Genomic DNA, 22,240 nt, shown 5'->3' with positions numbered 1-22,240 from the left:
TTATACAAAATTAAGATCTTAGTTCGCATTTTGCCCCGTTTCTGTAATTTAACCCATCATTAAAATATCCACCATTTTGCATTACACTTACCCCATCTGGGTTATACAGTTTTTTGATTGCTGTTGATAGAACGGCTATGGCGTTCATTACCTCCAATCGAGTTTCTTTGTTCAGCTCTTCAGTGTCTAAACAATGTTTTTTGGGAACAATTAATGTATACCCTTCACTGATGGGGTTGATATCCAAGAAACAGCAAATGAAATTAGTTTGGTTTGATAAACAACATTAGCGAGTTCTTGCCTATTAGCTAAATTACAGAATTGACATACCATACGTAATCCCATCAAAAAATGTTATAAGCAATTAATCCTATCCTGGCATTTAGGTCCTAAAAATAAGTGCTTCAAGGGCAATAAATCATCAATGAAACAAAAATTTGATCTATAATAATAGAATAAATTCAATTATTAAGGCTGAGAGATGATCCTATCTGCAGATAATTTGATAGAAAAGCGATTTAGTGTCAAAGAGTTAGAAGAAGCGAAATATTTGGCTTTTTCTCAAACTGCCCTAATTAATGAAGTTAATGCAGCGCAAACTTGTGGAGTTTTTTGTAGCATTGTACTGCCAGATCTCACCAATTTGCAGGCGAACTATGATTTTAATAATGCTTATTATCGCATGAAAAATAAAGAAGGTGATAAACTTTTTTATCTAAATCTAGCTAATAAAGAAATAGTTGAAATTAAAATTGACTCCAATAAATTAAAAGATTTTGATAAAAAGATAACTAAGATTGCAAGAAAAGAAAGTTATAATCCTCACAACATAGAAAATATTTTCCTTCATTATGAAAAAGAACTTTCATTTTATAAAAGCACTGGTGCTTCATGTGTGACTGCTCTAACTGCTACTGAACAAGCAATTATTACTTCTATTACTGGAATTAGAACACTACAATATAAAGATCTTCATACCGTTATATTAAGATTCAATGGATTATGTGAATTAATTTCCAATTTTGTCGTAATGGAAGAAGCAACCTAACGAGACGGTTGATTTTGAATCATTTAAGTCAGAAAATTTTCAAATGACTCAATTAGATAGTGAGCATGTTGTATTAAAGGATAAACCAACCAATCAGTTTCATAATAAGATTACTTTGTTTGCGATTAATGAACCTAGAATTAGAAAAAGCCATATCTTAAACGTATTGGGCTTTTTTCAAAAAATGATTTCCTTTCTTTTTAATATTTATCCTAATGATATTTTCTCATTCAAGGAAGCTTCTTGCTTAAATAACAAAGTAAATGAAACACTGCTAAAAAATAAATTAGATGCTTTACCAGATAATTTTTACATTAATTTCTCTGTTTTTGAAAAGAAAAGGTTTAGTTTTTCTGGACACTCTATGATAATAAAAAAAACAGGTGATTCTTTTTCATTTTTTGATCCTAACTATGGGGAATATAGAAAATTAAATTTTAGAGAACTCTGCGATAAGATTAACGCAGCCATGAAAGAGTACAAAGGGACAGCGATGGTTTTTTTGAATGCAAAAAACTTTATTAAGGAATTGGAGGTTTCCCAAAAAGCAGAGGATAAGAAAATTTCTAAGCACCAACCATAGCACTCTATTTTTATAAAGGAAGTCTTATTATGACAAACACAACAACTGAACAGGAGCACAGCAATGCGTATGAGTTTTCATTTAATACATTAGTTGGACATCATCTCTTATCACTCGACTTGTTTCGTGGAAAAGTCTTAATTGTGGTGAATACGGCCTCGCACTGTGGATTTACCCCACAATACGCTAAATTGGAGAAACTTTATGAGCAATACAAAGAGCAAGGACTAGTTATTCTTGGTGTGCCTTCAAATGATTTTGGTGGTCAAGAGCCGGGTCAAAATGAGTATATTGCCAATTTTTGTCAGGTGAATTACGGTGTTTCATTTCCAATGACTTCAAAAGAACATGTTTCTGGGAAAAATGCACATCCATTTTTTCTCTGGGCTAAAGAAAAGTTGGGGTATGGTGCGGCACCTAAATGGAATTTCCACAAATACTTGATTAATCGCGATGGTGAATTGATCAATTATTTTTATTCAATAACCTCACCAACTGCGTCACGATTTATTAAGGCGCTTGAAAAAGCATTAAAAGAATAAAATAGAACCCTTCCGTATACCATTTTGGTGCGGAAGGGAAGTATTAATGAAAACGATGGATGTATTGTTTGATTTTCATGATTGGGAACATTTCACCTTCAATTGCTACAGCAAAAGTATCTGGATTGCCAGTATCATAAACACAGAATCCTTTATCCAAAACCACTCCAGGGGCATTCATACCACTTAAAATGTCATTTCCAGTGTTTATCGCATCATCTTCTGAATCTGCTTCAACAGGAGCGATGGCAAATGCCCAAATTGAATCCATATTAAAGTTGCTTAATTGACCCGCAGCGAAAAAGTTGCCAAAAATAGGTAATGCAAGTGAAAGCCCTTCATCTTGGATGGTACCCAATTTTGGACATACATTTTCTTGGCTAGCGAAGGTAGCCCCTGCAAAAACTAAGGCGCTTGCAAATGCAACCAATTTTGCTCTGAAGGTCATGTCTTACTCCTGTAATAAAAGTTGAATTCATTATTCTTGTGACGTGTAATCTACAGTAACTGATTTTTTAGTCAATCATCTTCCTCGTGATTTTCACTTTAAGTATGCGAATTTTCAGTGTGAGTATTATGATCTAAAAGCTTATTGGTAAAGGCAATTGCCAAAGCAGAAATAATTAAGGTTAGATGAATAAGTACTTGCCACATGATGCCTATATTATCCAGCTTCGTCGGATCAATAAAGGTACGTAATAAATGGATAGAAGAAATACCCACCAATGCTAATGCTAATTTTACTTTCATGCCACCAGCATCTAAATGTCCTAACCACTCAGGCTGATCAGGATGGGAGTCAAGTTGTAATGGTGAAATAAAGGTTTCATAACCTCCAAGGATGACCATAATCAATAAATTGGCGATCATTACTACATCGATTAAATCCAAAACCCCAAGCATAATATGAGTATCATCAATGTGATTTAGATGCATGATCAGTTCAAATAATTCACATAAAAACCGATAAACATATGCACCCAAAACGCAAATAAGTCCTAGATACAAAGGCAATTGAATCCATCGCCCCATAAAAATCACACGACTCATGTATTTTTTAACTAAACTCATACTCAACTCACTACAATTAGCTATGAGTGAGCATCATACTTTGTTTCAAAACAAGATGCATTAAAAAAAGGCATGATAATTACATAGAGCATAATCTATATTAATATTTTGCTGTAGCATCACTCGCAGGAAAAGTTTCTTCAAGTGCTTCATCTAACTCTTTATCTAAAATACGTTTTTCCTTTTTAAGTTCGCTTGCCAATTCATGTTTATGATGAGTATGTCTCTTTTTTCCATGAGGCATTTTTCTATTCATGTCAATTCTCCCGACAGGAAATTCTCATTTATTAAGTATAGCAAATAGTAACGATTAATTTAGGTAAGCAAAAGATTAGGCTCTTCTTCTTGCGCGGGCTCTTCCACAAAACGATATACATTATGAGTAATGTCTTTATGATTTTTTTCAAACTGCTTGTGATACACTTTATTTAACTGATACCCTACATAGGAGAGGGTAAGTACAAGTGCTACTGGCCAAGAAGCTACGGCGGCAGTAATAATAAATGCTAACCCTCCCATATTAAATGTTAAAGATTTCCAAAAAGCGGCATAATGTTTATGGCATTCTAAACTCAAGAGAACAAGAAGCTTATCATGGTGCTCATCGTGTACAATTAAACCATTTGCTGTTTCGCGTTTTACAGCAATCTTAAAATGTTGATAGCGCTTATATTCTTCAGCCGTATTATATAAAGCATTTCCTAACATACTACATAAAGCCAATCCTGCTAAGACAATAGGAAGAGAATACAGCATGGAAATCGCAAAGCTTAATGCCAAAATATTCGCACCTAAGATATTGATTGCATAATAAGCACATTGGACTTCCCATTCATCATTTAATATATCAATCTGGCGATTAATCATGATGAGCTCAAGCGGTGTTGCTTTTTCTTTTTGGCTTGAAAATTCTTGCAAACGCGCTTGGTATTTTGTTGCTTCATAATACCATTGGCTAAGCAGTAATAAAGTATCAAAAACCAAGAAAACAAGTACTATAGGAGCTATCACTAACGATGAAATATTAAATAAGTTATTAAAAGTAGTGAGTATGCCAACAAAACACCATACCAAATCACTGGCAATTACAAAGCCTCGTTGTTCTAATTCTTGTTTGAATACTTTATTTGCTGATAACTCCTTGCTAATTTTTGCTTGTAACAAGTGTTTAGTCATTAATATTAAATTAATTAACAACCGTATTGCAAATAAGCCAATGCCTAATAAGGTAATGACTTCACGTGACTTGTTTAATAAATTTAGTCCTTCAATAAAGCTATAGCGATTTCCAAGAATCTCATTAAGTTCATAGATCAAATCAGAAACAGTGCTCGCTTGTAAGTATCCAATTACTGCCGTTGCTAATGTACGGCTGTAATTAAATTGCGAGCGTTTGCTATTTAATAAACTAACTTCGTTATTTAATTTAGAAAGATTAATAAAATTAAAGCGGTTTTCTTCATTATGTGGGTAGGGGGCAATTGCTGTAGTTTTTATAAGATTATGCTTTTCTATAAAAGAATCTAATGTGTCTTTATGTTCTTTTAACTTTTCTAATTCTAAGTTCAAGTAATCATGTTCATAGTAGGAAATTAATAAATTACAAATATAACGAATGTAGTAAACTAATTCTTCATTTTTTATCCAATGTTTTTCATTGGCTAAAAATAATTGATATAAGGTAGAAAATTCGGTGCGTAATTGAAGCAAATTAAAATCATTATCTCTAAAAGAGAAAGGCTCATTCATCATTGTTGAATGATTAAAGAACGTATGTTTAACGAGACTAATTTTTGCTTTGGCCATAGAAGTAGTTGAAGTTATCTGTGGTTTTAATGATCACATAGTATCAAAAATGATAGAAATAGTAAAATTATAACAATTACTTTTCATAATTTTACTATTTCTTAAGATGAGAAAGCTTCTAGCACACTATATTAGGAAATTTTTCCACAAGCAATACGAGCACCGCCTCCGCCAAGAGGAGGGTTGTCACTGTAATTGTCACCACCTGCATGAATCATAATGGCATGTCCTAGGATATCTTTTGTTTTTAAACGCGGAGCAAGAATAGGTAGGTTAGACTGCCCCTTAACATCAACAACTAATATTGGTAAATCGCCTAAATGTCCGCTGCCATAAGGACCTTCGTGTTTATTGCTTCCTTGTGGATCTAGGTGACCACCAGCATTTTGCGCATGATCACCACAATCAGGGTGTTGATGGATATGAAAACCATGAACACCGGCAGGTAAGTTTGTCAGCTGAGGTTTGATTAATAAGCCATATTTGCTGTCTTCAAATATAATTTTACCTACTGGAACACCATCAGTAGTATTTACATCACTGCTTACTGTTGTGGCGCATGTCACTGAAGAAATAAAGAATGAACATACTGCAATCGCTAAAGACCTTTTTTGTATCCGTTGATTCATGTTTTATCCTTTTTTATTGAAGTTTTCTCATTTTAGCACAATAAATTAAAAAAATTGGCTACCTGAAAGTAAAGAGTTTAGTCCCTTGCGATAGCTACGGATATTTAAGATGAATTAGGGGTGTGACAATCAATGGAACGAAAAGGTACTCTAAGAAATGGAACAGGGGCTATATTTGACTTAACTTAACTAGCTCCTCGTGATCCTTAATGCCACCAAATGCTAGTAAAGAGTACCGGCGCCATATTTTGATACAACTCAATAAAGGTGAAAGCCGTCACAGTTTAGCACGCACCGTATATCATGGAAAACGGGGTGAAATTCATGAAAAATATCGCGAAGGACAAGAGGATCAGCTCAATGCATTGGAGTTAGCAACCAATGCCATTGTATTATGGAATACGGTTTACATGCAGGCTGCATTAGATTATTTGCGCGCGCAGGGTGAAGTGATAAATGAAGAAGATGAAGCAAGGTTATCGCCATTAGGGCGGAAACATATTAATTTCTTGGGGCACTTTTCATTTATGTTGGTAGGTAACGGGATCACAGCAATGTGGTTCTGTTACCTACCATGTTGCCTAAAGTTGTGGCAGAGGGTCAAAATGTTGCTGAAAAGCTAGAGCTGGCTTAATGAATTTTGCTTAGAGTACCTTTTCGTTCCATTGCTTGTCACACCCCAATTAGTTTTGGAGATCTCTCCACAATACCTTTATTAGAGCATGTTTGGTTGAGCCATTCTTCTAATGCATTAACTTTCAAAGATATTCGGATTGAATTTAATGATGTAATAAGAGGTTCATATCGTTTATATGGGCTACAATTTAATCCTTTTAATTTTAGCTGCTGAGCTATTTCTTCTATGGTCTCAAAGGCGACATCGGATGAGAATTCGACTTTTGTTATATCGATAATATTTAATGAATCAGAAATCATAACTTTATATTTTAAACTAGAGGGCATTACTTCAAGTTCTATTAATTGTTCAATTATCTTCTCATAGTCTTTATTTTGTTTATTTAGAGGTTGAGGTGAGCTCATTGTATTGAAAAAATTGGGTGAAGAATTTAACGAACTCTGCATGAAAGCACTCGGATTCATATTCTGTTTCGAATTTGGCAAACGATTTGGTTCAACTTGTTTAGTACTAGGTATGTTATTGGATCTGACAAGGAAATCTCTTAGTTTATCTATTTCCTGACTAGAGAGCAAATAAAAATAATATTTACCTTCATAGCAATATGGGCGGTCTAAGGGTATATTTTTTAATTCTTGAATCGCTGGCTCGAATTGTTGCTTAGCAGCTAATAACATAAGTGAAAATATATTGTGACAATTTTGGTATTCGTAGGCAAGAATATTTGCCAATGCAAATGCTTGCTCAGGTGTATTTTCTTTTTTTAGTAAAATCAACACATCCTTAAATATAATTTCACGTTGACTATTATATATAAAATCATTGTCATTCTGTGTTTTCATCAGACATTGAGAGGCATATTCTAAAGCTACCTTAGGATTATATTCACTGCTTTTTTCTGAACTGTAGTGAAAAAGAGCATGTATTTAACATGAATATTTTTATTTTCAATTCTTTTTAAGAAACAAATTGCCACAGGATCATTGTATAATTCCAACTCTTTTATATAGTAAATGAGGTTAGATTGCTCTGTGATGGGTACAATATCAGGCAGCATTTCAATAAAACGAAGAAAAATTAATACGGTTTTTTTATCTTCATTGTCGCCTGACGGTAAGACTCTAGAATTTACTAAAAGTTTAAATATGTTTGGGATTATTCTTTTTAATTCAAGTTCCTCAATTAGGGTGGGATCTTGTATGCACAGTCCATATAATTTATCTAAGAAGGTGGAAATAAAGGGCAGATTTTCTCTAATTAGCTGTGGTGAAATAAATAATATGCGCTCTAAATATTTTTTCATTTCAAAAGAATTTGTTAACGTAGGATTGTTTTTTAAACTTTCTGTGCTTTGTTGACTCAATTTTAGAGATTTTATATTAACAACAATTTGCTCGTTAGAAAGAGCTTGATGATTTTGCAAACGCTCTCTAAAAGTTATATCCATTAGTTGCTTAGGTGTGAAACAGTTTTTAATACTGCTGGATAAAGGTAGTCCTAAATCGAGTAAGAAAGAAAAAACCTTCATATTGCCAGCAACAGCAGCATTGTATAAAGCAATATTACCAAACTTATCACTCTCCAATAGCGAATAACTTTCATCTAAAATAATTAATTGTTTAACCAAATCGAGGTCGTCACGATTAGTGCTTACCGCAGAATGAATAGCTGTGTGATCTATGCTATTTTTTAATGACAGCAACTTATTTCTTTGTTCAGTATTTAATTTAGCAAATAAAATTTCAATCAACTTCTTTTTGTTATAACTAATGAAAAGAGTTAGGATATTATTTCGACGAGTCGGTTCAAGGTAATCAACAATTTCATTTTTTCTTTCTTCTATCAAAGATTCCATGTCTAAATCAGTTGCATTATTTTTAATTAGCAAAAAAAATCAACCCAGCCAATGCTAGATGGGCTCGAAAACAGCCTTCAGTTAAGTGATAGTTTTTAACCTCATTGCCAGAATGGTCTGGGTATGCGGAAAAACCCAACTCAGTGGGTGGGATGGTTCATTACATTGGTGCCAAAATTATTTTTGAAATATTATGGATAAAAGATCCAGCACTTTATTTTGAGCTTCCCTTTCAATAACACCTAATTTTTTAACAATACGAGTGCGATCTATTGACCTCAGCTGATCAAGCGCAATCTGCCCTTTTTTATCTTTAAATTCTGTCAATATCCTAGTGGGAAAATTGTCTTTAATGGTGCTAGTCATCGGCGCAATAATAACTGTTTTTAACTTGCTCAAATTCATTGAGTCCGGTGATATAATTACTGCTGGACGTGTTTTTTTTATTTCAGAACCAATCGTAGGATCGAGGTTTACTAAAAAAACATCAAACCTTTTTATTTTTACCATGTCCATTCATCCATATCAAAATCATTGCTTAGATTTAAATGAGTCTCCTCACTCCTATCATCTACAACAGCATTGAATTGCTCTAACCATCCTTCTTGCTGATTTTTGATTGGAATTAATGTAAGCACACCCTTTTCATCTGCTCTAATTTCCAATTCTTCGCCAGGATGTAAATGAGCTTCTTTAATGATAACTGAGGGAATACGAATTCCGATTGAATTTCCCCATTTAGTTAAAGTAACAGTAGACATTGTAACTCCATAATGTATATTCATAGTATTAATTATACATGGTATATACATTTATTCAAGCTTGCTGTGGAAATGAATAACATATAAAGGGGTGCGACAATCAATGGAATGGAATTGAGTTAAATTTATATTTAATAGACTAATATAGGTCTAAATTTTACCTTGGAGTATCTTTCAATTCCATTGATTGCCGCACCCCAATTAATAATTCTTTTTTGATTTTTCCGGCGATTTTGAGTATAAAACTCTTGTTCCATAGGGAACAATTATGATGTTGCGTAGGCAGCAATGATATATGAATGTATCATCGTTTGATTGTGTAAATTTATGTTGGGCCTTCCTGACCCAACATAAGAAGTAAAATTTAACTGGACTTACTCGTCATTCTGCTCTTCATAATGAATGCGTTGTGCTTCAATTACGAGTAGTTTAAAGTAATCATAAGACATATAAAAGTTACCATGATCACCCACTTGGTCACTCCATGAATTACGCAAGGTTAATAAACCTTGATGCTTTCTACCTTCATCATCAATAGCAATGGCGTTATCATCATAGCCTGTAATTATCATTTCATGGCCAGCAAAATCGTTATGAAGATAAACATCACGCGCGATTTCCGGTGTTAAGACCCAAGTATCATTTGTAGCATTTTTAGTCCCTACAGCACCCACAAAGCCAAACTTAAGATCTAGAAGCAAAGTACCAAAGGTTACACGATCACCTTGATCTAAAGATTTTTTAACATTAGCAAGCGTTTTACCAGTATCATTACGATCAACAAATGTTTGCATAATATCTAATATGCTAGACCAAGTAATTCCTTTTAATGGTTCACTGTTGTGGTGGTATTGTTCTAAAGAAATTGGCTCATCAGGTATTGCCTCCTTTATAGGGTATTGCGATGCGCCGCACCCAGCACTTGCTTCTTTAGTTTTGCTAATAATACCTAAATTTTCCATTTGCATTAAAACATTACGACCAAAAGAACCGTTCCAACCGCTAAGTCCATAGCCATTCTCTTCTAGATATTTTCCTACTTGTAATTGACATAATTGACTAATGTAATCGCCTTTATTCATGGCAGCATCTACAGCAGCTGTCGAGGCGAAGGTCACGCAGGTTCCATGTTCCCCTTGGTCAAGTACGGGTACAGCATTCATACCTAGCTGTTGTTTTGCTGATGGAAGTAAAGCATGCATCGCAAATTGATTTTTATGTGCTAACGCATCGTTTACTTTCGCAGCAAGAGCTAATTTTGCTTTATTAGACAGTTCAATTTTTAATAACTTGAGTTCTTTTGCTTTAGTTGGAACTGCAGTTTTACCCGTTGATTTAATTGTAGGCATTACTGTATGTGAAATAGTCCCTTTAATATTAATATCTTGAGCCCATAAACTACTACTTACAAGCATAGACGCTACAACTGGTATCAATTTCATAAAATATCTCCAAGAACCATCGACGCTGATGGCCAAGACAGTTTATTTAATGATTATGATTTAGTCAATAAGCCCGTTTTATGTGACTCAAGTTAAATTCGCAGAGTTGATCTGTAGAGCTTCAGGTTGCTGAGCTTCTTCTTGGGCTTTGGGAGCAGGTTTAAAAGTGCATAAGGTATTTCCAAAAAGAGATTTTTCAGATTGAGTTTTTGCTACTGCCTGATATATGGATATTTCTTTTTTCAATTGTTCGCTTAATTCCAGAACTTTTGAGATGTGCGGAGTAGTAATGAACATATTGGGATTTGTTGGAGATTGATCTTTTTCGTCTTTAGGAGCTAGAACAGCACCATTTGGATGTAGTTTACCTGCGGACACTGCGGCATCTAAATTTTCTTGACTGTCTTCTACTAAGACAACAATTGTATTGTTTTTATCTCGTTTAAAATGGGCAATGGACTCTTCAATATGTCTATTTTTACCATTACCAACATCACTAGGGTACATATAGCATACAATATGAATTTTACTTACAACGTCCTCTGATAAATTAATTTTATCTTTAAGATAACGTCGAATCAACTCAGGGAATTGACCATAAGTTGCAATACTAATGTGATGATTATCTTCAATTAGTTTTTCAAATAAAGCCTTCCATTCAGTCGCTTTGCCACGAGGTTCAATTTGAGAGGCAATTGCCCAGATTTTTTCTTCTATATTAGGCAGAGCTAGCATCGCTTCTATGTCTTTTTTATTATGTATGTTAAAAGCTTGAAGAATAATCTTATTCATATGTTTGCTTAAAATAGTTTCATCCCAGTCAAACGAAAATAGTCCTTTCATTTCAAGGGCAATTTCTTTTGTTTCTACTTTTGTAAACATAAATATTATCTTTAATAATCAAATTGACACACAGTATACCACTTGTTTCTTTATTGGTCAAAGTGAATGGTTATTATATTTAAGAATACTAATTCAGCATATTCTTGCTGATATTGAAGAAGATTCGCTAACGCAGATTTATCAATTAAATCCCTGATCCTCTTATAGAGCCGTTAAAAATAGCGATTTTCATCTTTTTTTCTCATTTATCTCTTCTCTTTATATGTTAAACTATTCTATTTTTCGACTGTTTAACCAATTTCATTACTCGGTTACGAAAAGAAGGGCCTGGATCTTGTTTATCTGTTTGATAATTAGGATCTTTTTCCAGCCAAAGTGGAGTATTTTTAAATTTTAAATATTCATTATGGCCAATCACATAACGTATTAGTGGATATTTCCTTTTTAAGTAGCAAATTAAAAACGCATTGGCTTTAGCTTGTGCTTCCGTGAGGTCATCTTTACCGTTGGCACCGCCGATATTTTCAATACCAATGGCATAATGATTTAATCCAATAATATGCCGGGCCATCCAATGATCAGGCATTAGCTGATAAATACTGCCGTTGCGGTCGACGACAAAATGACTAGATACATTTAATGCTCCTGGTAATTCTTTAATACGTGGTGAGTTCTGTGGAAAAGTGGGGGGATCAAATACACGAATCGTGGTCGTTAAACTGGGAATACAGGTCCAATGTAAGATAATCATCTTAGGCTCAATATCAATTGATTGTGAGTCAATTCCGTAATGCTCCAGTTGGTACCGTTGAGTTAAGGCGATACGTTCTTTGTTAAATTTGATGGGTACCTGATGAATGATTTGTGCGTCATTGCAAGAAAAAGCATGACATAAAGAGCAGATAAAGAATAAGCAGAAAATTAAAATATTCATATTATTTTTTTAGCACCATCAAATAAGCGGTTACATAATCAGGTAAATGACGACTTGCTTGTGAAAAGGCCGTTTTGCCAGCATAACTCCCTGTTAAAAAATCCACTTGATAAAAATTATTCGCAAAAGCTCCTCCAGTATCGGCTAAAATACCTGCCCTTGTCACTAATTTTCCGGAAGCTTCAGGATATTGCACCATCAGTACTTTGCCTAGACCAAATTGTTCTAAATCTGCAGCAAAGGTTACCTTGCTGTTAACAGTAATTTTATGATCCGCATCCTTACCATAGCCTTTAATCCCTTCTACCTCTTTGAAATACCAATAGCGTTCCTGGGCGTAGGGAGAGGTATTTTTATCATAAGGAATATAATTACATCGATGAACATTAAATGTTTTTGTTTGACGTCCTTTATCCATGAAGTTTGCAATTACAGTCCCTTGTAACAAAGCAGCCTCTAAGTCATCACGACTTAAATAAGCCAAGACTGGAACTCCCTTAAAAGTTAATGCACCGTTTAATATCGCTTGCTTTCCGTACTGAAAACGAATTAATTGGTGCTTTTTATCCGCTTGCTCTAAAGTTAAATAGTTTTCATCTTTGGGTAGCGCATAAAGTGCATATGGATGGGTCGTAGTGCGTTGAGAAGTGGCATAGGCTTTGTGAACATAATATTTTGTCATTAAAATTTTATCATGAGGTAAATGAGCAATTAAAGGCTTATGTATACCTAATTTTTTTGTCTGCTGTATATCAGGATACCAGCGTATAAATTCGAAATGCTGTTTTATAAAATCAGGATTGTTTAATTCATCTTGATGTTGGCAAATAAATTGCAAGGATGATTTAACTCGTGCCAAAGAGATCTTAATGATTTTTCCCTCATGAATTACTTGAGGGTCATAATGATTGCCTTTGTTTAAATAAGCTAATGTTTCTTTGGCTGTGGCACACAAAGCAGCCCCATGAATTTGAAGATAGGAGTTTTTCGGTAATTCAGCAGGAACAAAACGAGGAACCGCACTTACATTACAGCTTATTAATAGGACATAAAAGAAAATTTTTAATCTCATAAACTATATCAAATGATACAAAAGCTTACTATATCATATACGATAATTATTGCACCATTAGAGAGTATAGTGTCAATTTATGGGACAAATCATAGTATGATGACAAGACTTTTTAAACTAATCAAAGGTGTATCTATGCCAATTAGAGTACTTTCTTTCGATTGACTCGTATATAGAATCAGAATGAATAGTTACGTACGAGATTGACATAATATTGTCGATCGTTTCCGTCATTTTCTCTCATACCTATTGAAATCCTTGCAATAATGTAAGAGCCGCATTCATACCCATTTCTTCTTTAGGGCAAAAGTCCATGGCTACTGCAAAACCAATATGCTCGTCTTCCGGAAACATTAATTCTTTATTAAGAATTGGTTTAATGCGATTAATCATGGTTTGCATAGCCACATCATCAATGCTTGTAAAATGTAATTTTCTGTTCATCATCATTTCCTTCAAGGTCACATGCAATGCGTACTTCAATAAGTATAAGGCATCTTCATGTGCTTGTATTTGATGATTGGGGTGAATAGGACCTGATTCCTGATACAAATGAGTAAACTTATATTCATAAGGAGAAAAATCTTCATGAAGAATATCCGTTTGCTGCGCATGCGTGCTTTGACATCTAAAGAAAAAAAGGGCGTTATGCTCTTGATAAAGTTGTGTCACTTTAAAACAACCCTGGAAAATAAATGGATTTTCCCATACGGCTACTAACACTAGAGTTTCAATATTTAGATCGGTCAATTTTTTTCTTTTTGGTGTGCCAACAATGTTTATAAGAGTACAAATTACCTGCTAAATAGGCAAGAAGATCAATTTCTAATTGGATGATTTTTTTACGTCTCATCCTCATTTAATTGAATTTTTCATTAAATTTTGTTTTTTATTGCGTGAAATTAAATGAATAAAATCATAATGTTATCAATAAGTTAAATTGAATTAGGATAATTCTTTATCGATAAAAAGCAGATTAAGTGTTGATCTGAGGCTCATGTTGTGTAAAATTATTGCCGCTATGAACAGGAAATTAATTTATATAACAATTATTATTGGTTTTGCGTCTGGCTTATGGGGACTGTTACTTCATGAGAAATCTCAAGTGACACCAGTACGGCCTCATCTGATAAAAAAGGTTAGCCAGACTCAAATGAAAAAAATGGTACAAGTAATCGCAACTGCTTCAAAACGCGAAGCAGCAGATGCATGGAATGCCTATCAACGTGAAGAGATTAAGAAGTATAAAAATCACGAACAAAAGACTACTCTAAAACGCAAAATAGCCAGCAATCTTGCTTTATCATCTGCTTCCTTTGATGAGTTGCCAGGTTGGGATACTGCCGATGTGAAGAAATCTTTAATGGCATTTCAGTTATCTTGTGAGACTTTTTTAAAGCAAAAACCTTCACGTTCAATTGGTTCCTTGCATATCAAATTAAAAGCAGGGGATTGGCATCCTGCATGTAAAGCAGCGGTAGCTTTGGATTCGACTTCTGAAGAATCAGCAAGAACATTTTTTGAGAAATGGTTTCACCCCATTAAATTTGAACAAAAAAAGCCAGTACATGGTTTGTTTACTGGTTATTACATGCCTCAAATTAAAGGGGAGTTAAAACGCACGCCTAAATATAATACTCCTATTTATGGTTTACCCAAGGGTGATGGAAGGCATGTAACACGAGAAGAAATTGATAATGGTGCATTAAAGAAAAAAGCACCGGTTATTGCCTGGATACATAGCCCTGTAGAACGCCTTTTTTTAGAAATTGAAGGTTCGGGAGTTATTTTACTGCCTAATGGTGAAAGCGTTTACTTAGGCTATGCAGGTGAGAATGGAGCACCTTATACATCGATAGCTAAAGTGCTTATTGATAGAGGAATCATGACTCGTCATAATGCTTCTAAAGCAGCAATCAAACGTTATTTAGAAGAGCATCCTCAGCGAGCAAAAATCCTAATGCACAAGAATAAATCCTTTGTATTTTTTGAACCATTAAAGAAGCCGATGGCTCTAGGTGCACAAGGAATGGCATTAACTCCAGGCTACTCTCTAGCTGTAGATAAAAAATGGATTCCCCTAGGTGCACCATTATGGTTAGATACAACAAGACCCAATCGACAAAATGATGAGGAAAAACAATTGCAACGTCTCATGATCGCCCAAGACACTGGCGGAGCCATTCGTGGTTTTATGCGTGGTGATATTTATTGGGGCTCAGGAAAGTTAGCAACCTATTTAGGTGAGCACATGAAAAATAAAGGACACTATTGGTTATTACTACCCAAACATATACTCAATAGATTAGCACGGAAATGATTTATTTATAAGTCGCTGACTGAGATGGTATGGCGCTCAATGCGCCTTTATTACATGTGGATTTTATTAACTATCCAATAGCAAGTGCTGCAGGCTCATTTAGGCTACCCGATGTCATCGTGGTGCATAATTCTGATATATTATTTCCAACTATTGGCATTGAGTAATTGTATTATTACCTGCATTAGGAATATAAATAATAGAATTATTAGGGTTACGTGCTATAAATAATGGTCCATTTAATCCTGAAACATTAAGAGAAGCACATCCCGATAAAAAACCTGTAGTTGGATTAATATTGCATTGTGAAAGGGTAGTATCTCCATCACTAATGTATGCTATAGTATTATTACTATTTAAAATAACACCATATGTTGGCATTGAAAATAATGCGCCAGAATTAACACAATTATTCATTAACCCTGTATTCGAATTAATAGTACACATAACTATTATTCTACTTGAACCAGAAAAATTAGCGATATACGCCCGTGTTCCCGAATTATTGATTGCAATACCTCGAGGACGAACAACTAATGTAGCACCAGCATTAGAACAATTTTCTAATGCTCCATTATTAGAATTAATAGAGCATTTAGTGATGACATTATTATCATTAGTAATATAAATAAATGTCTTTGCCGGGTTTAAAGCTATTCCATGTGGACTATCTAATCCTCCCACTCCTGAATCAGCACAACGTTCTATGTTTCCGGTAGTTCCTAAATTACATAAAGTAACTGAATTTAAGCTCGAGTTAACAATGTAAATTATTTTTAATAATTGGATGAATACTAATCCCAAAAGGTGTGCCTAAACCATATGCACCGGAGTCAATACAATCAATTAAAGTACCATTAATTGGATCGAGGGTGCATTTGATTAACGAATTATTGTTAGCGTTCGTTATATAAGTATAAGTATTCAAAATTGGGGTTTTAGTAATATTTAACCTATTTATTATACTTGGTTGATAACATTGCAAAAGGTTTGCATGCTGACCTATTTTAGGGCCACCAGTGATATTAGAAGTTAATGTACTTCCGACAATTTGTAAAGTGAGTATGCAGCTTTGCTTAAAGTAAAGAGTAAAAGCTAAAGGACAATTACCTGTTGAGGTTATTTGATTTACTCCATTGATAGGAATCATGGTTAAAGTATGTGTTCTAGGTGACTGATTAGTAACCCTATATTGGATTGTAATCATACCATTGTTAGGTATAGAGTAGGTGGTTTGTGTTAGAGGTGTTAAAGTCCATAATGGAGTAGCTGCCTGAGTCGCTGTCATCATAAATAATAAGGGTAAAAAAATTTTGAATTATGCGCCGGTTCTATAGATTTTTTTCATGGTTTGCTCCATAAGCCATATAAAGTTAGAGTTTGCCTCAATATTATTACTTTGATTTATAACATTCGCAATGTACTGATATTTTCTGTAAACTTTAATCCTGTTAGATGGCTAGGCTAAAGGATATCAATGTTTCAATCGGTTTTAATAATTGCACTAATGACGTTTAGTATCATTACTCAAGCAGGACTCCCTACTGATGCAATTCAGCATTGTTTAGATGTTAGAAGGCTCGCAGACTTTACCGCAAGACAAAAAATGGCTGCCAAAGAACCCGGTGTATTGCGCTTTAAATTTCACAAAATTTCAGCATCAGAGCTGCCTTTAGATAACCCTGTGGGCAATATGGACGAAGTGATTAAAGCATTAAATAATCAGATTAAAAATTGTAATAGAAAACAAAGTGAATTTCAGACAGTGATTATTGCTGGTCATAAATTCACGCGCCAAGAGTGGTGTTTTAATACCAACAAAAAAATGCTCGCTCTTGCAAAATCAGCCCATGGCGATTTTCAAAAATATCTATCACGTATCAAAACCGAATTTGATTGGTATAAAAGTGATGGTTGGCCTGAAAACCATGCAGGATTTAAAAAAGGTGAGTTTCAATTTACTGCTTATTACGCGCCAGCCGCTCTGGAGGCTCGTACAAAACGTAGTAGAGCGTTTTTATATCCTATCTATAGTAACCCAGGTGTGGTGAGTGTAGCTTCCGAAGGCAAGAAATTGAATTTAAAAACTTCCCTTTGTGGAGTTGATCCACTTACCAACATGGTACGTGGATTTTGTCTGAAAAATGCCAATGGCACATACACTGTAGTGCCAGACCGAAATGAAATTGATCATGGAGCTTTAAATCCAAAATACATAATTGGCTACGTTAAAGATCCAAATGACCCGGCTTTTTTAATGGTTCAAGGTTCTGGTTCATTAATGCTTGATGGTAAATTACTCCATATCAATTACGATGGCGCCAACGGTAGGCCACGCACTATGTTGGGTCGTATAGTCCAATGCGCACAAGACCCAACCTGTGGTGGTAACCTTGATATAATTGAACGTTGTGCTAAGGATCCTAAATGTCATGATGAGGCAAAATTACGTTGTAATGTGTCTAAAGAAATTAGACAAAGTAGTGCATCAGAAAAACTAATTCGCCAATATCTAGATAACCCTCTTAACCGCGAGAAAGCCGCCGACTTGCGAAACCGCGATCAAAGCTATGTATTTTTCGCTAAAGAAAATGGTGGACCTTATGGCTCAGAAAATATTTCTCTAACTCCACATGCATCATGCGCAACAGATCACAAGGTAATTCCTATTGGAATGAATTTTATCTATAATTGCAAAAAATCTACGTCATGGTGTGTGGCTCAAGATACAGGTGGTGCCATTATTGGAGCTCATGTTGATATCTATAAGGGTGAGGGTGACCAAGCTGGTGTAGAAGCCAATGAGCTAAATCACGCAGGCGCATTATTTGTGGCACTGCCAAAACGTAAATAAAATTTAGCAGAAGACAATTAAACTTCAAAATGCGAGGTTTAAAGTCCATCTTTAATGACATGATCCATTGATAAAATTTTATACCCCCAAAGGAACTGGGCCAAATTTCCGCAAATTCCAATTGCATATTTTGTATGCAATAAGTTCAATGTAATATATAATATTTTATCATTATTCCTAGAACCCAGATGTATCCATGTCACAGAGCAAAGAAGAGAAGACGTTCGTACCCAAAGATATCAATAATATTTTTGGCCTGTTAGATGTTAAGACTATTGGAACTATAGCAAGCTACTTATCTGTTCCTGATGAATTAAACGCCATACGTTCCTCCATAACAACTTATAATTTATTCAAACCTCATCTACATCTACTATCCATTAAAGCCAGAGATTGTGTGGCTCAAGGTAATTTGGAAACGCTAAAAGCAATTGCAAAAAAAAGACCCTTTGTCATTATTCCAAAAAGGAAATGTCATTGACCCTGATGGGTGCACTTTTTATAATACATCCGCCTATCAACTCATCCACTTTCTGTGTGATGCAGATATGAAAAAACAACTACTGCCTTTGATTCCCGATAACTTCAAAACCACGTGTCAGATGCAAACGACTGAGCTAGGACGTGGTGGTGCTGATTTAGTTAAATTAGATCGCGCTCCTTTAGTTATGGCTTCTGAAGATTTCACAGAACTTACTCAATTTAAACAAACGGTTGTTTTGCCTGATGGCACACAACATGAAGTCAGTTTTCCTTTGTTGGAAAATCCAGATGGAATTGTTTATTATACAGACTCAAATAAAATGGTAAATTTTTACTATATCAAGTATGCAACAAAAGAAATTGTGCCAATTGAACCCATCTTCACCTCAGAAGAGGATAAAACCTTATTTGAAGCATTTAAACACTCCTTTGATGCCATGGAAAACAACTCCTCACGCCGCTCGAGTAATGTTGAGCACCAGCTCATTACTCGTTTATTTCAATACACGCTGCATCGACAAGGCATACTGTATGAACAAAATGGCATACAGTATTGTGATAATCGCACTGCATTTAGCCTAATTAATGCCTATAGAACCTCCATTAGACTCTATAATGAAGCAGAACAGAATAATCTATGGAAGACAGCTCACTCCCATTGGCGTGAAGGGGTAGGTAATGCACAGCGCAAAATAGTGTGGTTATTACAGAGGCTTTGTGAAAGGAACCGTTCTTTTTACCCTATTCTTGCTCAATTTGATGATTTCAATCGCGAGGTTAAATCTGGGTTGGAGACTAAAGAGGTAGCTGCGGTCGTGGAGGGAAAAATTATTGCTGGGCTTGGTTCGACTTTTGCATTATATAAGTCCGAGGGCATAACTATGGCTAGGCGTTGCCGCTGGCCGGGATACTCGCACCTGCTGGTCGATTTAGTTGTCGTTTGGCGGCTTATTGATGATGCTAAAGCAAATATTATGAAGCAGTCCCATGAATCAAAATTGGATTTTCAGGCGAGTGTACTATAGTGTTTTGATTTTTCTGAATAATGACCAATAAAACCTATAAAAGCGAAGCTTTAGAAGCAATTCATTCAATTTAAAAAGGTGTTCTATTTTATTATTCATTTCTGTTAACACTTATGCATAACTCTGTATAATAGTGTATAATAATAAAAAATACATATTAAGAGGAAATTGTTATGTCTATTGCCATTAGATTGCCTGATGAGCTTGAGCATGAATTAGCGGAAACTGCTAAAAAAGCAAGGCGTTCAAAAAGCTTTATAGTAAGGGAAGCTATTAAGTATTACTTAGAAGATTTAAACGACTACTATGTAGGAATGGAAGCTTTAAGGAATACAAAGCACATTTACTCTGCAGAAGAAATAAGGAAAGAACTTGGTCTGGACGATTAATTATAACGATATTACCAGAAAGCAATTAAGGAAAATGAACAAGTCGGTTGCTAAAAAAATAATGGATTATATGGACAAAAAAATAAGTCCTCTTAATAATCCACGCGATATGGGAAAAAGTCTATCATTTGATAGGTCGGGATTATGGCGTTACCGAGTAGGGGATTATAGGATAATTTGCAGAATCCAGGATGAAGATATTACTATTTTAGTGCTTGAAGTCGGTCATAGAAAAGAAATTCATGAGTAACAGTTTGTCCCAGAATTAACATTTGATCTTGACCCAGTTTTTCACACAATAAAAGTTGATATGACAATATTTATATTGTATATTTTGTTCAAATTAACAATAGAGAACTCTTGTGGCAGTATCCTTTTTTAACGCTTTAAATCCTGCATCAAAAAATTCTGGAATAGCATATCCTTCATATGTAGTAGCTGAAGAAAAATTAGGGCAAGAGATTATTGATAATACAGTATCTGAAAATATTAAAATGAGCAAAGGGGCATCATCCTTTTATCAGGTTTTTGAAATTCTAGTAGGTAATCACTATACCTTTGGATATCTTTAGGTAACCTCAAAAGGAATATTAGATTATTTAATATTTCCTTTGATTTCCCGGGCGTTGCTAAATGAGCTTGATCATAATGTTTTTATTAATATTTTAGCATTTTCTATTGCACTTCCTTTAGAAATTGCAAGATTTAGTTTAGGACTTGCTTTAACTTTACTTATTGCACCAGTAGTGGCTTTAGTCAAACTATTTAAACCTGACCTACCTACTGAAGAACAGCATAGTTTCTCATTAACCCAATAATCATCCTCTAATATTTAGACAAGCTCTTTTGATAGCGCAACCTTAAATCCGACGCTATTTTTATAATCAGAGGCAACTAATAAGCTCATCAATAAATGCGTTTTCATTCAGAAAGTGAATCATGGCATTGCCAGGTCCCAAATCAATAATTAAATCATAATTATATTCATGAATCAGGTCGCAAACTTTATTCCAATGCAGTGTAGAATAAAGCTCTTTATCGAGTAACTCTATTTCCTTCATGACTATTGCATGTCTTACTTAATGTAAGAGGACTAATTAATGGATATTTTAATCGTATAGAACGCGCACAGCGCATATTCTATTCATTTTATCTCTATTAATCAATAAGATAATTGAGAGTTAATGATTATATTGCTCAACTCTTGAAATTATGCTATTTTTGGCATATTATTTAATTAGTTGTGAAGGAATTAGTGTGGCTTGGTCGAAGCCTAGATGATTTAAAATCATTTCCTGATGAAATAGGTTATGCATTACATTGTGCTCAAATGGGTAACACATATTCATCAGCAAAGATGTTTTAAGGGACATGGTTCTGGTGTATATGAAATTGTGAGTGATTTTAATACGGATGCTTATAGAGCTGTCTATGTAGTAAATCTTGATGATTGTTTGTACGTTCTACATGCATTCCAGAAAAAATCAAAGTCTGGCATTAAAACATCTAAACCTGATTTAAATATCATTGAAACTAGGTTAAAGCAACTGAAGATGGCTTTACAGAGAGGTGAGTTATGAGTGATTCTGAAGAGTTAAAATTTACAAAATCATCTGGAAATGTTTTCCAGGATTTAGTAGGTTATCGTGATGCAGATGAACGTTTGCTAAAAGCTAAATTTGCTATGGTTATTAATAAAGTTATTACTGAGAAAAACCTTACTCAAGTTGAAACAGCAAAGCTTTTGGGAATTGATCAGCCGAAAGTATCCAGGCTATCTCGCGGTCAATTATCTGGCTTTTCAATTGACAAGCTGATTACTTTCTTGATCTTACTTAACCAAGATATTGAGGTTAATATAAAGCCTCATTCAAGAAGTGTTGGCCGTGATAATTTTGATAATCATTTTTCATTAAACTATTTGACTTGTTAAATCTCAGGAAAAC

At 34.5% G+C, this 22,240-nt stretch carries 32 protein-coding genes and 1 pseudogene; 15 read left to right on the top strand and 18 right to left on the bottom strand.

The annotated features are described in order from the left end of the window. Positions 1–10 precede the first annotated feature (10 nt). Positions 11–247 carry an HIT family protein gene (locus tag QM652_RS00710; RefSeq protein WP_415072226.1) on the bottom strand — a complete coding sequence of 79 codons (237 nt, stop codon included), beginning with the start codon at positions 245–247 and terminating at the stop codon, positions 11–13. Positions 248–481: 234 nt separating this feature from the next. Between QM652_RS00710 and QM652_RS00705 the strand changes: the two genes are divergently transcribed. The 3 genes from QM652_RS00705 to QM652_RS00695 are packed head-to-tail and all read left to right on the top strand — an operon-like array spanning position 482 to position 2,173. Next, a complete protein-coding gene (locus tag QM652_RS00705) occupies positions 482–1,048 on the top strand; it encodes a hypothetical protein (RefSeq protein WP_415072225.1) in 567 nt (188 codons plus the stop codon). Between the two features lie 43 nt (positions 1,049–1,091). Beyond that, a complete protein-coding gene (locus QM652_RS00700) occupies positions 1,092–1,631 on the top strand; it encodes a hypothetical protein (RefSeq protein ID WP_415072224.1) in 540 nt (179 codons plus the stop codon). Between the two features lie 29 nt (positions 1,632–1,660). After that, positions 1,661–2,173, top strand: coding sequence for a glutathione peroxidase (locus QM652_RS00695; RefSeq protein WP_415072223.1), 513 nt, complete (start codon positions 1,661–1,663; stop codon positions 2,171–2,173). Between the two features lie 43 nt (positions 2,174–2,216). Here the strand turns inward: QM652_RS00695 and QM652_RS00690 are convergent, their stop codons facing one another. The 5 genes from QM652_RS00690 to QM652_RS00670 all read right to left on the bottom strand — a co-directional run bounded on the left by QM652_RS00690 (position 2,217) and on the right by QM652_RS00670 (position 5,679). Continuing rightward, positions 2,217–2,621 (bottom strand): DUF4949 domain-containing protein, encoded by a 405-nt coding sequence (locus QM652_RS00690; protein ID WP_415072222.1) that lies wholly within the window; start codon positions 2,619–2,621, stop codon positions 2,217–2,219. A 98-nt stretch (positions 2,622–2,719) separates the two neighbouring features. After that, a complete protein-coding gene (locus QM652_RS00685) occupies positions 2,720–3,244 on the bottom strand; it encodes a TIGR00645 family protein (RefSeq protein WP_415072221.1) in 525 nt (174 codons plus the stop codon). Positions 3,245–3,344: 100 nt separating this feature from the next. Continuing rightward, positions 3,345–3,500 (bottom strand): hypothetical protein, encoded by a 156-nt coding sequence (locus QM652_RS00680; RefSeq protein ID WP_415072220.1) that lies wholly within the window; start codon positions 3,498–3,500, stop codon positions 3,345–3,347. Positions 3,501–3,559: 59 nt separating this feature from the next. Further along, on the bottom strand, positions 3,560–5,050 hold the full coding sequence (locus QM652_RS00675; protein ID WP_415072219.1) for a hypothetical protein: 1,491 nt from the start codon (positions 5,048–5,050) through the stop codon (positions 3,560–3,562). 131 nt (positions 5,051–5,181) lie between these two features. Next, complete coding sequence (locus tag QM652_RS00670; RefSeq protein WP_415072218.1) at positions 5,182–5,679, bottom strand: superoxide dismutase family protein; 498 nt, start codon at positions 5,677–5,679, stop codon at positions 5,182–5,184. A 236-nt stretch (positions 5,680–5,915) separates the two neighbouring features. Between QM652_RS00670 and QM652_RS00665 the strand changes: the two are divergent. Then, positions 5,916–6,302: pseudogene (locus QM652_RS00665) on the top strand (Tn3 family transposase); the annotation flags it as partial. 49 nt (positions 6,303–6,351) lie between these two features. Here QM652_RS00665 and QM652_RS00660 read toward each other — a convergent pair. The 9 genes from QM652_RS00660 to QM652_RS00620 all read right to left on the bottom strand — a co-directional run bounded on the left by QM652_RS00660 (position 6,352) and on the right by QM652_RS00620 (position 13,973). Continuing rightward, a complete protein-coding gene (locus QM652_RS00660; protein ID WP_415072217.1) occupies positions 6,352–7,158 on the bottom strand; it encodes a hypothetical protein in 807 nt (268 codons plus the stop codon). Between the two features lie 26 nt (positions 7,159–7,184). Beyond that, positions 7,185–8,204 (bottom strand): ankyrin repeat domain-containing protein, encoded by a 1,020-nt coding sequence (locus QM652_RS00655; protein ID WP_415072216.1) that lies wholly within the window; start codon positions 8,202–8,204, stop codon positions 7,185–7,187. 144 nt (positions 8,205–8,348) lie between these two features. Further along, on the bottom strand, positions 8,349–8,681 hold the full coding sequence (locus QM652_RS00650) for a type II toxin-antitoxin system PemK/MazF family toxin (RefSeq protein ID WP_415072215.1): 333 nt from the start codon (positions 8,679–8,681) through the stop codon (positions 8,349–8,351). Then, the gene (locus tag QM652_RS00645; RefSeq protein WP_415072214.1) at positions 8,675–8,932 is read right to left on the bottom strand and encodes an AbrB/MazE/SpoVT family DNA-binding domain-containing protein; all 258 of its coding nucleotides are present in this window, start codon (positions 8,930–8,932) and stop codon (positions 8,675–8,677) included. The genes QM652_RS00650 and QM652_RS00645 overlap by 7 nt, the downstream gene beginning before the upstream one ends. A 374-nt stretch (positions 8,933–9,306) precedes the next feature. Continuing rightward, positions 9,307–10,374, bottom strand: coding sequence for a C1 family peptidase (locus QM652_RS00640; protein WP_415072213.1), 1,068 nt, complete (start codon positions 10,372–10,374; stop codon positions 9,307–9,309). 87 nt (positions 10,375–10,461) lie between these two features. Further along, entirely contained in the window at positions 10,462–11,256 is a 795-nt protein-coding gene (locus QM652_RS00635; protein ID WP_415072212.1) for a hypothetical protein, read from the bottom strand. 226 nt (positions 11,257–11,482) lie between these two features. Then, complete coding sequence (locus QM652_RS00630; RefSeq protein ID WP_415072211.1) at positions 11,483–12,151, bottom strand: N-acetylmuramoyl-L-alanine amidase; 669 nt, start codon at positions 12,149–12,151, stop codon at positions 11,483–11,485. Position 12,152: 1 nt separating this feature from the next. Further along, the gene (locus tag QM652_RS00625; RefSeq protein ID WP_415072210.1) at positions 12,153–13,223 is read right to left on the bottom strand and encodes a hypothetical protein; all 1,071 of its coding nucleotides are present in this window, start codon (positions 13,221–13,223) and stop codon (positions 12,153–12,155) included. A 246-nt stretch (positions 13,224–13,469) separates the two neighbouring features. Then, entirely contained in the window at positions 13,470–13,973 is a 504-nt protein-coding gene (locus QM652_RS00620) for a hypothetical protein (RefSeq protein WP_415072209.1), read from the bottom strand. A 271-nt stretch (positions 13,974–14,244) separates the two neighbouring features. On the opposite strand from QM652_RS00620, the gene QM652_RS00615 reads away from it, so the two are divergent. Together QM652_RS00615 and QM652_RS00610 are read left to right on the top strand one after the other, a co-directional pair. Next, positions 14,245–15,543 carry a murein transglycosylase A gene (locus QM652_RS00615; RefSeq protein WP_415072208.1) on the top strand — a complete coding sequence of 433 codons (1,299 nt, stop codon included), beginning with the start codon at positions 14,245–14,247 and terminating at the stop codon, positions 15,541–15,543. 29 nt (positions 15,544–15,572) lie between these two features. After that, positions 15,573–15,710, top strand: coding sequence for a hypothetical protein (locus QM652_RS00610; RefSeq protein ID WP_415072207.1), 138 nt, complete (start codon positions 15,573–15,575; stop codon positions 15,708–15,710). Here QM652_RS00610 and QM652_RS00605 read toward each other — a convergent pair. After that, the gene (locus QM652_RS00605) at positions 15,694–16,347 is read right to left on the bottom strand and encodes a beta-propeller fold lactonase family protein (protein ID WP_415072206.1); all 654 of its coding nucleotides are present in this window, start codon (positions 16,345–16,347) and stop codon (positions 15,694–15,696) included. The genes QM652_RS00610 and QM652_RS00605 overlap by 17 nt on opposite strands. Beyond that, positions 16,301–16,834 carry a hypothetical protein gene (locus tag QM652_RS00600; RefSeq protein ID WP_415072205.1) on the bottom strand — a complete coding sequence of 178 codons (534 nt, stop codon included), beginning with the start codon at positions 16,832–16,834 and terminating at the stop codon, positions 16,301–16,303. The genes QM652_RS00605 and QM652_RS00600 overlap by 47 nt, the downstream gene beginning before the upstream one ends. A gap of 186 nt (positions 16,835–17,020) precedes the next feature. On the opposite strand from QM652_RS00600, the gene QM652_RS00595 reads away from it, so the two are divergent. The 7 genes from QM652_RS00595 to QM652_RS00565 all read left to right on the top strand — a co-directional run bounded on the left by QM652_RS00595 (position 17,021) and on the right by QM652_RS00565 (position 21,112). After that, on the top strand, positions 17,021–18,397 hold the full coding sequence (locus tag QM652_RS00595) for an MltA domain-containing protein (protein WP_415072204.1): 1,377 nt from the start codon (positions 17,021–17,023) through the stop codon (positions 18,395–18,397). A gap of 196 nt (positions 18,398–18,593) precedes the next feature. Then, positions 18,594–18,878 (top strand): hypothetical protein, encoded by a 285-nt coding sequence (locus QM652_RS00590; protein ID WP_415072203.1) that lies wholly within the window; start codon positions 18,594–18,596, stop codon positions 18,876–18,878. Between the two features lie 67 nt (positions 18,879–18,945). Further along, positions 18,946–19,905: a hypothetical protein gene (locus tag QM652_RS00585; protein WP_415072202.1), complete on the top strand. Its 960-nt coding sequence runs from the start codon at positions 18,946–18,948 to the stop codon at positions 19,903–19,905. A gap of 173 nt (positions 19,906–20,078) precedes the next feature. Further along, on the top strand, positions 20,079–20,294 hold the full coding sequence (locus tag QM652_RS00580; RefSeq protein ID WP_415072201.1) for a ribbon-helix-helix protein, CopG family: 216 nt from the start codon (positions 20,079–20,081) through the stop codon (positions 20,292–20,294). Further along, positions 20,278–20,544: a type II toxin-antitoxin system RelE family toxin gene (locus QM652_RS00575; protein WP_415072200.1), complete on the top strand. Its 267-nt coding sequence runs from the start codon at positions 20,278–20,280 to the stop codon at positions 20,542–20,544. Before QM652_RS00580 ends, QM652_RS00575 begins: the two co-directional genes overlap by 17 nt. Positions 20,545–20,656: 112 nt before the next feature. Then, positions 20,657–20,866 (top strand): hypothetical protein, encoded by a 210-nt coding sequence (locus QM652_RS00570; protein WP_415072199.1) that lies wholly within the window; start codon positions 20,657–20,659, stop codon positions 20,864–20,866. A 54-nt stretch (positions 20,867–20,920) separates the two neighbouring features. Beyond that, complete coding sequence (locus QM652_RS00565) at positions 20,921–21,112, top strand: hypothetical protein (RefSeq protein ID WP_415072198.1); 192 nt, start codon at positions 20,921–20,923, stop codon at positions 21,110–21,112. A 66-nt stretch (positions 21,113–21,178) separates the two neighbouring features. Here the strand turns inward: QM652_RS00565 and QM652_RS00560 are convergent, their stop codons facing one another. Beyond that, positions 21,179–21,355, bottom strand: a complete 177-nt coding sequence (locus QM652_RS00560; RefSeq protein ID WP_415072197.1) for a hypothetical protein — start codon at positions 21,353–21,355, stop codon at positions 21,179–21,181. A gap of 249 nt (positions 21,356–21,604) precedes the next feature. On the opposite strand from QM652_RS00560, the gene QM652_RS00555 reads away from it, so the two are divergent. Together QM652_RS00555 and QM652_RS00550 are read left to right on the top strand one after the other, a co-directional pair. Continuing rightward, positions 21,605–21,874, top strand: a complete 270-nt coding sequence (locus tag QM652_RS00555; RefSeq protein WP_415072196.1) for a type II toxin-antitoxin system RelE/ParE family toxin — start codon at positions 21,605–21,607, stop codon at positions 21,872–21,874. Continuing rightward, positions 21,871–22,227 carry a helix-turn-helix domain-containing protein gene (locus QM652_RS00550; protein ID WP_415072195.1) on the top strand — a complete coding sequence of 119 codons (357 nt, stop codon included), beginning with the start codon at positions 21,871–21,873 and terminating at the stop codon, positions 22,225–22,227. Before QM652_RS00555 ends, QM652_RS00550 begins: the two co-directional genes overlap by 4 nt. Positions 22,228–22,240 lie beyond the last annotated feature (13 nt).

The organism is Legionella sp. (genome assembly GCF_047605385.1).
Taxonomy (GTDB): domain Bacteria; phylum Pseudomonadota; class Gammaproteobacteria; order Legionellales; family Legionellaceae; genus Legionella.
Note: the sequence above shows the minus strand (reverse complement) of the source record. Positions and strands in the feature narration are given on the sequence as shown.